The organism is Vreelandella sp. 21 (assembly GCF_050995515.1).
GTDB lineage: Bacteria > Pseudomonadota > Gammaproteobacteria > Pseudomonadales > Halomonadaceae > Vreelandella > Vreelandella alkaliphila.
The window spans coordinates 1,604,400-1,618,088 of the sequence record NZ_CP194673.1 but is presented as its reverse complement, the minus strand read 5'-3'; the positions used below and the strand labels follow the sequence as shown (position 1 = coordinate 1,618,088).

Annotated in this window: 12 protein-coding genes; 2 read left to right on the top strand and 10 right to left on the bottom strand. The window is 50.8% G+C overall.

Going from position 1 to position 13,689, the window contains the following annotated elements; genetic code table 11:
- Positions 1 to 94: 94 nt before the first annotated feature.
- Entirely contained in the window at positions 95 to 2,632 is a 2,538-nt protein-coding gene (locus ACN06F_RS07530; protein ID WP_433924966.1) for a DUF3141 domain-containing protein, read from the bottom strand.
- Positions 2,633 to 2,860: 228 nt separating this feature from the next.
- Here ACN06F_RS07530 and ACN06F_RS07525 point away from each other — a divergent pair, with 228 nt between their 5' ends.
- Together ACN06F_RS07525 and lipA are read left to right on the top strand one after the other, a co-directional pair.
- On the top strand, positions 2,861 to 3,847 hold the full coding sequence (locus tag ACN06F_RS07525; RefSeq protein WP_038483619.1) for a LysR family transcriptional regulator: 987 nt from the start codon (positions 2,861 to 2,863) through the stop codon (positions 3,845 to 3,847).
- A gap of 248 nt (positions 3,848 to 4,095) precedes the next feature.
- The gene (lipA, locus tag ACN06F_RS07520; RefSeq protein WP_038483617.1) at positions 4,096 to 5,154 is read left to right on the top strand and encodes a lipoyl synthase; all 1,059 of its coding nucleotides are present in this window, start codon (positions 4,096 to 4,098) and stop codon (positions 5,152 to 5,154) included.
- 73 nt (positions 5,155 to 5,227) lie between these two features.
- On the opposite strand, the gene lipB is transcribed toward lipA, so the two are convergent.
- The 9 genes from lipB to rsfS all read right to left on the bottom strand — a co-directional run bounded on the left by lipB (position 5,228) and on the right by rsfS (position 13,588).
- Complete coding sequence (lipB, locus tag ACN06F_RS07515; RefSeq protein WP_231658509.1) at positions 5,228 to 5,884, bottom strand: lipoyl(octanoyl) transferase LipB; 657 nt, start codon at positions 5,882 to 5,884, stop codon at positions 5,228 to 5,230.
- A gap of 2 nt (positions 5,885 to 5,886) precedes the next feature.
- The gene (locus tag ACN06F_RS07510; protein WP_433924965.1) at positions 5,887 to 6,198 is read right to left on the bottom strand and encodes an HP0495 family protein; all 312 of its coding nucleotides are present in this window, start codon (positions 6,196 to 6,198) and stop codon (positions 5,887 to 5,889) included.
- Between the two features lie 118 nt (positions 6,199 to 6,316).
- Positions 6,317 to 7,519: a D-alanyl-D-alanine carboxypeptidase family protein gene (locus ACN06F_RS07505; protein WP_120387069.1), complete on the bottom strand. Its 1,203-nt coding sequence runs from the start codon at positions 7,517 to 7,519 to the stop codon at positions 6,317 to 6,319.
- A gap of 68 nt (positions 7,520 to 7,587) precedes the next feature.
- On the bottom strand, positions 7,588 to 8,565 hold the full coding sequence (locus ACN06F_RS07500; protein ID WP_433924964.1) for a septal ring lytic transglycosylase RlpA family protein: 978 nt from the start codon (positions 8,563 to 8,565) through the stop codon (positions 7,588 to 7,590).
- Positions 8,566 to 8,567: 2 nt separating this feature from the next.
- Positions 8,568 to 9,584: a lytic murein transglycosylase B gene (mltB, locus tag ACN06F_RS07495; protein WP_198349806.1), complete on the bottom strand. Its 1,017-nt coding sequence runs from the start codon at positions 9,582 to 9,584 to the stop codon at positions 8,568 to 8,570.
- 47 nt (positions 9,585 to 9,631) lie between these two features.
- Positions 9,632 to 10,795: a rod shape-determining protein RodA gene (gene rodA / locus ACN06F_RS07490; RefSeq protein WP_198349805.1), complete on the bottom strand. Its 1,164-nt coding sequence runs from the start codon at positions 10,793 to 10,795 to the stop codon at positions 9,632 to 9,634.
- A complete protein-coding gene (gene mrdA / locus ACN06F_RS07485; RefSeq protein WP_038483603.1) occupies positions 10,795 to 12,702 on the bottom strand; it encodes a penicillin-binding protein 2 in 1,908 nt (635 codons plus the stop codon). Before mrdA ends, rodA begins: the two co-directional genes overlap by 1 nt.
- Before the next feature lie 35 nt (positions 12,703 to 12,737).
- A complete protein-coding gene (rlmH, locus tag ACN06F_RS07480) occupies positions 12,738 to 13,205 on the bottom strand; it encodes a 23S rRNA (pseudouridine(1915)-N(3))-methyltransferase RlmH (protein ID WP_120387072.1) in 468 nt (155 codons plus the stop codon).
- Entirely contained in the window at positions 13,202 to 13,588 is a 387-nt protein-coding gene (gene rsfS, locus ACN06F_RS07475; protein ID WP_038483599.1) for a ribosome silencing factor, read from the bottom strand. Before rsfS ends, rlmH begins: the two co-directional genes overlap by 4 nt.
- Positions 13,589 to 13,689: the final 101 nt, after the last annotated feature.

The following is a 13,689-nucleotide window of genomic DNA, read 5'->3' as shown; positions in this document are numbered from 1 at the left end:
CACTAGACTGCCAATACGCAGACGGCAACCCAAAATACGGAAACAAAAAAACGCCCCTGTATCAAAACAGGGGCGCAGACAAACGCTACAAAGCTTAGCGCTTGCGCGGTGATTTCCTACGCGACGCCGCTCTTGGCTGAGGCTTGCTTGCTTCTTTAGCTGCATCTGCTGCTACATTATTAGTAGCAGGAACACTTTCAGTAGATGCGCGTTGGGTAGCCTCCTTTTCCGTCGATACTGTCTCTGTCGACACGCTTTCAGCTAGAGAGCTTGCAGCGGTTTGCGTATCAATAGCCGCCTTCTGGTCACCTGCTTGCTTAGTGTCAGTAGCGGGTGCGCTCAAGGCTTTTGGCTGAGTAGATTTTGGTTGAGCGGCTTTCGGCGGCCTCGCTTGATCAAATAGCATCTTCACCTGCTCAAAACGCTCTGCTGCGTGCTCGGATAATTCACCACTCGCAGCGAACACATGTTTAAGGTGCTCGATATGCCCGTCGATGTCACTGCTGCTTTGCCCTTTTAACAGCTCGGGCAATGACGATAGCGCTCGCTCACGATCTAATTTCAGGATAAAGAACTGATCGCGTACCAAACGCTTAAATTCACTCAACGTTGAACTAGGCTCTAACTCAGCACGGGAAGCACGTAACCGTTTGAAATTGCGCTCATCTGTCGCTGGCGCTCCACCTAGCACATAGATAACTGAGCGCATGACGGCTTCATGAGCGCCACCCTGGGCTATTTTATTGCGCAGCTCATTTTTGCGGTTTTCAACAAAACGTTGATGCTCTGGCTCGGCTCCAGGACGACGACGATGCACATGCGCATCGCCATACAAACCTACCGCTGCTTGCAGTAGTGGCTGTCCGTAAATGTCCATAAACAGCCTTTCCGTCGTGCTATCGCGCCAATCTCGCACTGCATTGAGATTGGCGACGATTTGATCGGAGCACATCGTTTCTAATGCTTTGAAAACATTATCTTGACCTACTTGCTGACGATTGCAGCGTACTGCTTCAGCCATCACCGGCAGCGGAACAGTCAGCGGATTACGATCAGATAGAAGCTTGTAGCCTAACCGGATAGGATGCATACGACGAATCCAGCGTGCCGCTTCTGGCGTCATCATGGCCTGCACCCAGGGTTGAACGTATAACCGATAGAAACCAAGGTTGATTTCGGAAATACGTGCAACCGTTGCAAACCGACGATCATCCTCTGGGATATGCATTACATCCTGATCCAGCTCCTCAAAGTTACGCGATGTAAACTCAAGCAAATAATCACGCTCAAGTAACTCCGCATCATCTCGCTCGCTGACATGCGAGACCGTTGTCTCATACAGTCCGGGCGGCATAACATCGATATAGTCCATGTTGGCCGTGAACTCAGCATGCTCTTTGCGCGACACACTACCGGAAACAAAGATCCCTAAGTGCCCTGTTGTGTCGTGCATGCAGTACACGATCGTCTGCTCGTTGGCGATGATATCTTCTTCGCCTTCGTATAAATCACGAATCCAACCCAGTGCCTGGGGCGGAGGCGTTATATCGTCACCACGCGAGCAGAATACGACAACAGGTGAGCGCACATTGCGAAGATCAATACGGCGGCCATCGCGAGTCACCAGCTGGGCCGTTGAGAGACGATTACCAACAAATAGGTTATCGACAATATATTGGATCTCTTGACCACCTAAAACAACGTGACCACCCCACCAGCGCTCGAACTCTAAATAGCGTTTGGATTCGGTATCAATGTTGTCATACAGATGGTATTGCTTTTTCCAGTAGGTATTGGCTGGATTGAGACGCTCGAAGTTCTGTACTAGCCAAGCACCATCAAACAGGCCGTTACCAATGTCGCTAGTTAAAGCAGTAATCCAGCTTCCACCGGTCATGCCACCGGTATAGCGCATGGGCGCTTTACCGTGTTCCCCGGCCCAGTAAGAAAGCGGCGCACCGGCAATAAGAATCGGACCAAACACATCCGGCTCAAGTGCCGCAGCCATCATTATTTGCCAACCCGCCTGACAGTTCCCCACCACCATTGGTTTTTCAGCTGTTTCTGGGTGCAGAGCGATAACATGACGCAAAAACGCAATTTCCGCTTCTACCACATCCTCAACGGTTTGCCCCGGTTCAGGAAAAGGCAAAAAACCAATAAAATAGCAAGGGTGACCAGCCTTTAGAGCAACCCCAAGCTCGCTATCAGGCTTGAACCCGCCGATACCAGGGCCATGACCTGCTCTGGGGTCCACGACAACAAACGGTCGTTTCTCAGGATCAATCTGAATATGGCTGGGGGGAAGAACTCTCAGCAGCTCATAATTGGTTGGATGGGGAAGCGTGCGTCCATCCATGAGCACCTCTGTATCAAATCCAAGCACGTTCGGCTTGGTTTGCTCCATATGCTCAAGATATTGATTTCCGCGTTCGCGCATAACATCCCAATACAGGACGCTACGCTCAATACTGTCGCGCCAATAGCCCGCTGCTGCCCGTCCGAATCCGAACGGATCTACCATGCTAGCAAAGGCCTCGCCGACCGGTAATGGAGCCATTTGATCAGACGCTCCTGACCACAGGCTTTTCAGCGCGCTGCCAGGCAACAAAGGATGAGCGAGAAAGTTCATAAATTCTCCCATTGGGTTGATGCAAAGCATCCGTCCCGAAGCGTTGATGCTGCAATGCAATATAGTTTAGGCCACTCGCTGCATAACGTCGATGCTTACCTTTGCAAATTCATCATTGTTGTCATAAAGACGCCGCACATCATCGGTGGTAGCATTTCCAGCGTAATGCTGAGACTTTTTGTTTTGTGGCACTTTCTATCTTCGGAGGGTGTATACCTAGAGGTTGTTATGTCATCCCTTACACTACTCAACCGTTTGACCTTCCGACAATTACAGGTATTCCAGGCAGTTCACCGCCAGCGCTCCTACTCGCGCGCAGCCGAGCAGCTAGGACTTACACAACCTGCGGTTAGCGCACAAATTCGTCAGTTAGAACTCGCTCTTGGTCAGCCGCTGTTTAAATATGCCGGTAAAACTCTGCACGTGCTACCTGCCGCGGATACCCTAGCGCTCTCCACACGCGAAATTTTCGGACAGCTCTCTAGACTGCAAATGAATCTCTCGGAGATTAATGGCAGCATTAGCGGTGAGCTGAACATCGCGGCAGTCTCCTCAGCCCAGTATGTGGTGCCTTATTTACTAGCACGGTTTCGAGCACGCTATCCCGACGTACGTATTCGTCTAAAGGTATGCAACCGCAGTCAAGCGCTGGAAAGACTGGCAGAACAAAAAGATGATGTCGTGATTATGGCCATGGTGCCTGAAGACGACGACCTGGTAGTCATGCCCATTCTTGAAAATGAACTCATCGCTCTCGTATGGCCAGACCACCCACTACTTCACATGGAAGCACCAACATTAGCCGACTTTGCGCGCCATTATGTATTGATGCGTGAGCCAGGTTCTGGGGTGCGTATCGCATTTGAGCAACTGGCTGTTGACCAAGAAGTCGGCCTTCCCCACCGCATTGAATTAGGCACTAATGAAGCCATTAAACAAGGCGTTATGGCCCACTTAGGCGTTGCCGTCTTGCCCCGCTTGGCGGTTCAACTTGAACTAGAACAAGGGCTGCTATCAGCGCTCCCGCTACCTAACTTCCCTATTCGGCGCTCGTGGTGCACGGTGTATCGTCGCGATCATTTTCCGACACCAGTCGCTGATCTTTTTTTACGCTTTACACGGGAACACCTGCCAGATTTTCGTCGGTATTTCCAAGCCCCATCTAGCCCACTACCTAGCCACGGCGTTTCCTGCCTACCTTTACTGTCACTATAGTGGGCTATCGATTGGCTGGACTGTCTGTTTGGCGGTTCGATGAAGAGGGCTTAGTGTCTTGTTAACCAACAGATATGTTACATTAGCCTACTACCTACGTATCATTCAGAATCTTCAGGGTTTGGCATGTATTCGCGCAGGCGATCCAACTGTCAACGCCATGGCATTTAAACGCCATCGCCACAGCATATGGTTAGACGCCACGACGTTTGGGCATTGCCTGCCGCACAGTAGAGAGGCTCTTTCCTATGAGCAATAACCCCACAACGCGCGTCCCTAGCGGCGAAAAATTCCGCAATGAGCATGGCATGTCGGTCATTAAAGACGGCATGAAACAGCGTAAAACGTCGTCAGATGAGGCGTCTCCCAGTCTTGACCGTAAACCTAAATGGTTGCGCGCACAGATCCCTGGGGGCGAACGCTTCGAAGCCGTCAAAAAGAATGTCTCTACACACCGTCTTAGCACTGTTTGTGCAGAGTCGCACTGCCCTAACATGGGCGAATGCTGGAGCAATGGCACCGCCACCATCATGTTAATGGGGTCTGTATGCACACGCGCCTGCCGATTCTGTGCAGTGGATACAGGCAATCCGAAAGGCTGGCTGGATCTAGATGAGCCGGAAAACACAGCAAAATCAGTCGAGTTGATGGGGCTGCGCTACATCGTATTGACCTCCGTTGACCGAGACGACCTGGACGACGGCGGCGCTACGCACTACGCCAACTGTATTAAGGCTATCAAATCCCGCACGCCGGAAGTAGTTGTAGAAGCCCTAACACCCGACTTTGACGCTGATAAAGCCGCCATTGAGCGGGTAGTCGATTCGGGCTTGGAAGTGTTTGCACAGAACGTAGAGACGGTAGAGCGACTAACCAGCAAAGTACGCGACCCACGTGCAGGTTATCGCAAAACGCTGAATGTCTTAGCGCATGCCAAACAGTATCGGCCAGATATAATTACCAAAACAAGCTTGATGCTTGGATTAGGTGAGACAGACGAAGAGATTCTTAAAACCTTTGATGACCTGAGAGAGATTGGCGTTGATATCGTGACGCTTGGACAATATTTGCGCCCAACCAAAAACCATCTAGCCGTAGAGCGCTGGGTCACCCCAGAAGAGTTTGATCGCTATCGTGTGCTTGGTCTTGAAAAAGGCTTTATGGAAGTGCCGTCCGGGCCGCTGGTTCGCTCTAGCTATCGCGCTGACCGTGTTTTTGAGAAAAACAATCTTGGTCTCGCGTCGCCTGCTGCGGTTCCTGGTCATGAGCCTGACGCTAACCGCATTCCTGCGTTTAACGTCGGATAAATCGTCTAGGCTAGCTGCACGCAATTGGCACAGCTAAATCAGTTCCAACAGTGCCTTGCGTGCAGATCGCTTATTATTGGGTAAAGGATACATCCACCAACTGACGATCCAACCGCTGAGCTAATGCAGACGCTAGTTGACTCCCCACTTGGTGAGCGACAGGCAGCGCCACTAAATCAGCCAATCGCGTTACCTGCATACCTGCATAGCCACAGGGATTGATGCGCCCAAAGGGGGATAAGTCACCGTCTACGTTTAGCGCAACCCCGTGATAGCTTGCGCCCCGCCGAATTCGTAACCCTAGCGAGGCAATTTTCGCCTCACCTTGCTGCGTGTCGACATAGACGCCAGGTGCATCTGGTTTCGCCCAGGCAGAAACGCCATAAAGCGCAAGTACGTCAATCACCGAATTTTCTAGCGCAGTTACTAGCTCACGAACACCAATCTTGCCACGCCTAACGTCCAGCAATGGATATAATACAATTTGGCCTGGGCCATGGTAGGTTACCTGCCCCCCACGATCCGTTTTCACGACAGGGATATCACCTGGCATTAACACATGTTCGGGCTTACCCGCCTGCCCCTGAGTAAAAACGGGATCGTGCTCAACTAGCCAGAATTGATCAGGCGTTGTCTCGTCTCGCGTGTCGGTGAGTTCGCGCATCGCGCTCCACACAGGCAAGTAGGCACGATGGCCAAGCTGATGCAACTCAATAGGTTGACTAGCCAAGGTCATACCACCATGTGTACGCGACCTGTAGCCTTCAGATCATCAAACAGCTGGCGTAATTGCTGTTCGCCAGTGGCTACAATAGTGACACGCACAGATTGAAAACGGCCGTTACGGCTGTCGATGACTTGAAGCGACGTCTCATCAAACTCTGGGGAATGTTTAACAATCACTTGGCACACGCAGGCTGGAAAATCATCAGCAGCATCGCCAACCACTTTCAATGAGTAATCACAGGGAAAAGTGATTTTAGGTGGCTCGTTTACTTCAGGCTGACGTAAATCTCTTAGCCCATTTTTCGCGCCTTTTTTCATAGCTCGCCTTTACACGGGAATATATAGATACTTCTGCTCAGGGTACGAGTGCAGTACAGCCTTATAAGATTAATAACTTAAGCGCAAAATACTAAAAATCCTGCGCTTAAGCTAGTGGCTACTTATCAGTAAAGTTGCTAATCAAACCACTGAAGAAACGCCTTACTTGGTCAAATAGGCGCTTAAACAAGCCACCCTCTTCAACATTTTCTAGCGCCACTAGCTGGCGCTCACCAACCATTTCTTCACCTAAATATACTTCTAACGTACCGACATCATCACCCACGGCAATCGGCGCTTGAAGATCGCTATCCAGGTTCAAGCGAGCACGCAACTCTTCATTACGGTTGCGCGGAAGTGTCATAAACACTTCATCATCAACGCCAACACGCAACTCATTACTATCACCGCCCCATACCCGTGGCGTTGCAAGCACTGCACCACGCTCATAGAGCTTCATCGTTTCATAGAAACGGAAGCCGTAGCTGAGTAGCTTTTGCGTTTCCTGCGCTCGCGCCTCTTCTGAGTTAGTGCCCATCACAACTGAAATTAGCCGCATGCCATCACGCTCGGCCGAAGAGACAAGACAGTAGCCCGCCTCCGTTGTCCAACCGGTTTTCAAACCATCGACACTCGGGTCGCGCCATAGCAACCGGTTACGGTTTGGCTGGTCGATGCCACCAAACGCGAAGTTGCGTTGAGAGTAAATAGTATAGTGCTCAGGGTAGTCGTTAATAATATGCTGTGACAACAACGCCATATCGTGAGCGGTGGAGTAGTGATTATCGCCAGGAAGACCTGTCGGATTTTGGAAATTAGTATTGTGCATTCCTAAGCGCGTAGCATGCTGATTCATCAAATCGGCAAATGGCGTTTCGCCACCAGCTAGATGCTCTGCCATCGCCACGCTAGCATCATTACCCGATACAATAATAATGCCATGCAGCAGATTATCGACCGAGACTTGATCGCCTACCTCGATGAACATCTTGGAGCCACCGGTACGCCAAGCTTTCTCACTGATATTAACCATATCAGTCAAGCTAATTGTGCCGCGATCTAACTCACGCTCGACCAAATAAGCGGTCATGAGCTTGGTCAGGCTGGCTGGCGGTAAGCGTTCATCAGAATTATGCTCAGCAAGAATACGACCGCTGTTGGCATCCATCAGAATCCATGAGCTCGCCGCTAGCTGAGGAGCGGAGGGAATAATCGTTTGCGGCTGAGGTATCACCTGAGCTACGGCCGGTGAAGACACCACGGCAAAAACCGCAAACAAACAAAGCCCAGCGGTACGGCGAATAGACATCAATACATTCATCTCTTACTTCTCACAACAAAGAAAAAACGTCAACGAAGCACGTTATTTTAGCTAATAAATGGGGTGAACTATCTCACGATAAACACTTGTGGGAAGCCCGCCCGACGGAGTTCTTCACGTGCTTGGGTTTCCTGATTAGGGCTCACTGGCCCAACCTGCACACGATGCACATCTGCATCACTCATCACCCGTACTTTGTGCGGGAGCTCACTAACCAAACGTTGCTGCAACTGCTGGGCTCCTTCTTCACTGCCCAGTGCTGCAATTTGTAGATAAATCGCGTCATCCGCTGCCATTGGTCGCTGAACAGCAATATCTGGAACAGGGCGTGCATTCATAGTAGAAGATGCCGAAGGCACCTCATCGACTGGACGGCTACTCCTACCTTGCTGAGCCAGCCATTGTTCAGGCTCGATAGCCTCAACCCGGACGGCGCCAGTACCATTATCTAAAAAGCCTAGCCGTGCAGCCGCTGCATAGGAAAGATCTATTTCACGGTCGCTATGAAAAGGCCCCCTATCATTGACGCGCACGATAACAGATTGACCGCTGTCTAAACTGGTGACACGGGCAAATGTTGGCAGTGGCAACGAACGGTGAGCCGCAGACATTTTATACATGTCATAAATCTCACCGTTTGATGTGGCATAGCCATGAAATTTTTCACCGTACCAAGAGGCCGTCCCTTGCTTCACGTAGCCCGCAGCATCTGGCAGCACATGATAGGTTTCCCCCCACACTTCATAAGTGGAGCGATTACCGGAACGCGATGGCGGCTCTATGCGAGGCTCAGCGTTTGGCACCTTGCTCACATCCGGCGGCTCTAACGGATACGCGTCGCCCGTCATTGCATAGCGCTCCCCGGACGACGATGCACCGCCACTACTTGCTCCACTGCTGAGCGCCCCGCTCGCACTTTCAGCAGGCTTACTAGCAGGCTGATTGGCGCTATTTTGTTGAGCTTCATGGCTGGCACAGCCGCTAACCAACGCCATGATGATCACCGCACCACCTATGCCACGAGCCTCAGACAGCACTGTTCTCATATTTAGCCCTCAACCTGCCGTGCAATCGCTTCTGACAGCTCTGTCACCGCCATTGCATAGAGATGGCTGTGGTTATAGCGGGTAATAACGTAAAAGTTATATTCCCCCAATCGATATTGGATACTATCATCGGCAAGCTCGAGCCTTAAAGGCACCACAAGTAACTCTGGATCAAGCGCACTTTGTGGTTCAATGCCAGCTTCAATCGCCTCAGATACAGTCACATCAGGCTTACTGGTTTGGTTAATAGGAAGCGTTTCAGGCGCTGAATCAGGGCCATCGGCCTCATGATAAATTGCCCCATCACGCTGCCAACCATGTACAGCAAAGTAGTTCGCCACGCTGCCAATGGCATCAACCGGATTCTCCCATAAATCTCGTTTACCATCACCGTCAAAATCGACGGCATAGGCTTGATAACTCGTGGGAATAAACTGGGGATACCCCATTGCGCCTGCATACGAACCATAAAGCTCGTCAACCTCAACGCCTTGCTCATGAGCGATTTTCAAAAAAGCCGCCAGTTCGCCCCGGAAAAAGCCACCACGGACAGGATGGTTGAAGGCTAATGTTGCCAATGAGTCTAATACAAGGTGACGCCCTTTATGCTTACCGTAATAGGTTTCAACACCAATAATGGCAGCAATGATCTCTGGTGGGACACCATACACATCCTCAGCCCGAGCAAACGCATCCTCATACTCACTGATGAAGTCGGCTCCCTCCTCAATACGTTGCTGAGTTAAGAAGATATCGCGATACTCATACCAACGTAAGCGACGTTCAGCCGCACCTTCCATCGCGTCCAAAACAGATTGGCTAAAGCTGGCTTGATTCAGGGCATCTGTTAGCCATTGCCGAGGAATTCCTTGTTCTGCTAACTCGTCAACTAGCTGTTGAGTACCTTCGTGCTGCTGAGGATCAAAAGGCGACGCGTCGTCAGCCCATGCAACCGTGTAAGCACACGCCAGTAACATAGCCGCCATGCAGCCGCTTGCTTTATTTCGGGCCCATTTCATTAACTAACCACTCCTGTGAAAAAGCACCGCTACTTATCTATTCGATACTAGCGCGGCAACAACCGCCGATGGGCATGTATTGACATGAGAATACCGAACCCTGCCAGCAAGGTCACGCTAGAAGTCCCGCCATAGCTCACTAGCGGCAGCGGTACGCCAACAACTGGCAAAATACCACTTACCATGCCGACATTGACAAACACATATATAAAAAACGTCAGGATAATACTGCCTGCAAAAAGTCGCCCGAAGGTGTCCTGAGCAGAGGTTGCCAGCCAAAGACCTCGCCCCACAATCATGACATAGAGGGATAGCAGCACGAGCATTCCCACCAGACCAAACTCTTCACCCAGCACGGCAATAATAAAATCCGTATGGCGCTCAGGCAGGAATTCTAATTGAGACTGAGTACCCTCAAGCCAGCCTTTCCCCCATAAGCCACCGCTGCCTATCGCTGTTGTTGATTGAATAATATTCCAACCCGACCCTAAGGGGTCGCTATCTGGATCCAGGAATGTTAAAACCCGTTGACGCTGATAGTTGTGCATATTCATCCATAGAACAGGAAGCCCTGCTGCAATTAAGGCAGCAATCAAACCAATTAGGCGCCAGGACAAACCTGCCAAAAGCACGACAATAACCGCCGCGCTGGCCACTAAAAGCGACGTCCCAAGATCCGGTTGAATAGCTGTAAGCACCACCGGCAAGCCGATTATCACCGCGCATACAAAAATATGCTTGAAACGTGGCGGTAATTGGCAACGATTCAGATAGGCAGCCACCATCAGTGGCACCGCTAATTTCATCATTTCAGATGGTTGAAACCGAATAACACCCGGTATTTCAAGCCACCGCTTTGCCCCCATACCCACATCACCCGCTATTTCAACTGCCAACAACATAGCTAGACCCAAGCCGTAAGCCAAGGGAGCCCAGCGCAGAAACGTGGAAGGCGATAATTGGGCAATAACCACCATAACAGCGATGGCAACACCAAAACGTATAGCTTGAGCAATCACGGTATCAATACGCTGCCCGGAAGCGCTATAAAGCACTAATAGACCACCACCCATCAGCAACAGCAGCAAACCTAACAGCCACGGATCAAGGTGAATCCGCTCCCAGATGCTTTTGCGCCGAGCAATACCACTATCGGGTGGGCGTACTGGATAACGACGTAATGGGCGAGAGAGGGTTTGCCATGACCTCATTAGTTACCCTCCACGTTGGCAGTATCTTCTTCCAATACTTCTTTAACTTCTTCAACGTCTGGCGCATCGTCTCTTAATATCCATGCATCGGTCATCGCACGCGCCAAATGAGCGGCATGCGTACTCCCGCCTCCAGCATTTTCAACAATGACTGAGACCGCAATTTGAGGGTCGTCGATTGGCGCAAACGCCATAAAAAGAGCGTGATCGCGTAAGCGCTCCTCAAGTTCTGCGGCGTTGTAACGCTGATCTTGTCCAAGCGAGAACACCTGGGCGGTGCCTGATTTCCCCCCCATACGGTACTCTAGCCCTACTCCCGTACGGCGTGCTGTACCTTCATTACCGCTAATAACTTTTTCCATGCCACTGAAAACACGGTCCCACCAGTTGTCATTATCCAACTGAATATCGGGCAGCGTATCCGGCAAATCCAACGCTAAGGGCTCTTCACCTATTGCTAACGCAAGACGTGGCTTTACCCAATGACCGCGATTAGCCAATGTAGCCGTTGCACTAGCCAGTTGTAACGGAGTTACTTGCCAGTAACCCTGCCCAATTCCCACAGAGAGTGTTTCACCGGGATACCAAGGCTGATTAAAGCGTGCCCGCTTCCAGTCACGAGACGGCATCAGGCCAGTGCTTTCACCTTGCACGTCATGAGCAACACGTTGGCCAAAACCAAAGTTGGTCATTTGTTCATGCAGATTATCGATACCCAAATCATGAGCTAAGGTGTAATAGTAAGTATTGTTTGAAACAGCAATAGACCGCTCCATGTCTACCCGACCATGCCCCCAACGCAACCAATTACGATAGCGACGAGAGTCATTGGGTAACTGATAGAAACCAGGATCATTAATCGTGCTATCGGGAGTGATAACACCCTCGACCAGCCCCGCAAGCGCCAAAAAAGGTTTAATGGTCGAACCTGGCGGATAATGGCCACGAATTGCTCGATTAAACAGCGGGAGGTCGATATTTTCCTGCAAGCCGCGATAAGAAGCGACATCAATTCCCGTCACGAACTGATTACTATCAAAGCCAGGCGTCGATACCATGGCGAGGATTTCACCCGTCCCAGGAACGATCGCGACGATAGATCCACGCCTGCCATCTAACAGCTCGTAAGCCAGCATTTGCATTGACTTATCAAGCGTTAAAGTAAGGTTTTCCCCAGGTACCGGATCAGTACGACCAAGCTCTCTAAGTACACGCCCACGTGCATTCGTTTCAACTTTACGCAGCCCCGCCTGCCCGTGCAGTTCCGTCTCGTAAAAGCGCTCAATCCCTGTTTTACCAATAAAGTGTGTTCCCGCATATCGCCCAGCATCTAGGGTTTGCATCTCTTCTGCGTTGATGCGCCCTACGTAGCCCAGTGAGTGGGCCATCATTTCGGCATCAGGATAATAACGAAGAAGCTGTGCCTCTACTTCAACCCCTGGTAGACGATGCCGATTCACCGCTAACCGTGCGATTTGGTCTTCGCTCAAATCACTCATTAAAAGCGCAGGCTGAAACGGGCGTTGGCGTTGCCGGGAACGGACATTGAACGCTTCAATATCATCTTCGGGCAAGTCTAGAAGCTCAACTAACAGCGCCAGCGTTTCATCTAAATCATCAACGCGTTCGCGCACCAACGTGAGGTTATAGGTAGGGCGATTTTCGGCAAGGAGGACGCCATTGCGGTCATAAATCAAACCCCGATTGGGGGGCAGCGGTTCGACACGGACGCGGTTTTTTTCGGAGCGAGTACTGTATAAATCGTGCTGAACGATCTGCAAGTATGCTAATCGTCCAGTCAGCAATCCCGTCAAAACAACCACCACCAAAACGGCAAGTAGCGCCCTGACACGAAAAATACGCAATTCTTGCTCAGGGTTTTTAAGCGTGTCACGGCGCTTAGGCATGGGTAACGATGACTCTCAAATCAGACAAAAAGCAATTATCGATGATAGGGATGACCTACTAACAGTGTCCACGCCCGGTAAAGTTGCTCAGCCAGCATTATGCGTACCAGTGGGTGCGGCAACGTGAGAGGCGATAAAGACCACGCTTTATCCGCCATTGCTGAAAGGGATGGCTCTAAGCCATCTGGTCCTCCCACCAACAACACAATATCTTTGCCCAACATGCGCCAAGCGTCGGCTTCGTCAGCAAGTTGTTCGGTACTCCAGGTCTTACCCTTAACCTCAAGTGCCACGATATACTCGTCGCCACGAAGCTTGTCACGTATACGCTGAGCCTCTTGCGCACGCGCTTTGGCTATATCAGCATTTTTGCCACGCAGACCGAGTGGAATCTCTTCAATTTCAAGCGAGAAGTCTCGAGGCAGCCGTTTGCGGTAGGTCTCAATGCCCTCCTCAACCCACGCAGGCATTTTGGTGCCCACCGCTAACAGCCGGATCTTCATGACATCGTGGCTCGCTCTTCAAACCGTTTGAGCGACTCACTAATAGCCCCAGCGTCATTGGGTAGGTCTGCCCATAAGCGCTCAAGATCATAGAGGGCTCTCGCTTCAGGCAACATAATATGGACAACCACATCGCCTAAATCGACCAATACCCAGTCAGCATTATCGCCACCTTCAACACCTCGGGGCGCAAGGCCTGACGCTTTGGCCTTTTCCACAACATTTTGCGCTAAGGCAGCCACGTGGCGAGTAGACGTACCACTGGCGATCAGCATCAAATCAGTAACTTCAGTCAGTTTGGAAACATCTAACTGCGTAATATCTCGTGCTTTAAGTTCTTCTAGGGCATCAACCGCTAGATTTTTAAGTGTATCGATGTGCATGGCTCCTAAAGGCAACCCCTTGTTGTCGTAAGCTCAGCAAAAGCAAGCTCAGTGATATTCAGTCAATTAGCCGGCCATTGTAACGGCTTCTTTCCTGACTG

Excerpts from the sequence above, each read along its gene's own strand:
- rlmH (WP_120387072.1), bottom strand. The coding sequence starts at position 13,205 with ATGAAGATCCGGCTGTTAGCGGTGGGCACCAAAATGCCTGCGTGGGTT.
- mrdA (WP_038483603.1), bottom strand. The coding sequence starts at position 12,702 with ATGCCTAAGCGCCGTGACACGCTTAAAAACCCTGAGCAAGAATTGCGT.
- ACN06F_RS07525 (WP_038483619.1), top strand. The coding sequence starts at position 2,861 with ATGTCATCCCTTACACTACTCAACCGTTTGACCTTCCGACAATTACAG.
- ACN06F_RS07510 (WP_433924965.1), bottom strand. The coding sequence starts at position 6,198 with ATGAAAAAAGGCGCGAAAAATGGGCTAAGAGATTTACGTCAGCCTGAA.
- lipA (WP_038483617.1), top strand. The coding sequence starts at position 4,096 with ATGAGCAATAACCCCACAACGCGCGTCCCTAGCGGCGAAAAATTCCGC.
- ACN06F_RS07530 (WP_433924966.1), bottom strand. The coding sequence starts at position 2,632 with ATGAACTTTCTCGCTCATCCTTTGTTGCCTGGCAGCGCGCTGAAAAGC.
- rodA (WP_198349805.1), bottom strand. The coding sequence starts at position 10,795 with ATGAGGTCATGGCAAACCCTCTCTCGCCCATTACGTCGTTATCCAGTA.
- mltB (WP_198349806.1), bottom strand. The coding sequence starts at position 9,584 with ATGAAATGGGCCCGAAATAAAGCAAGCGGCTGCATGGCGGCTATGTTA.
- rsfS (WP_038483599.1), bottom strand. The coding sequence starts at position 13,588 with ATGCACATCGATACACTTAAAAATCTAGCGGTTGATGCCCTAGAAGAA.
- ACN06F_RS07500 (WP_433924964.1), bottom strand. The coding sequence starts at position 8,565 with ATGAGAACAGTGCTGTCTGAGGCTCGTGGCATAGGTGGTGCGGTGATC.
- ACN06F_RS07505 (WP_120387069.1), bottom strand. The coding sequence starts at position 7,519 with ATGAATGTATTGATGTCTATTCGCCGTACCGCTGGGCTTTGTTTGTTT.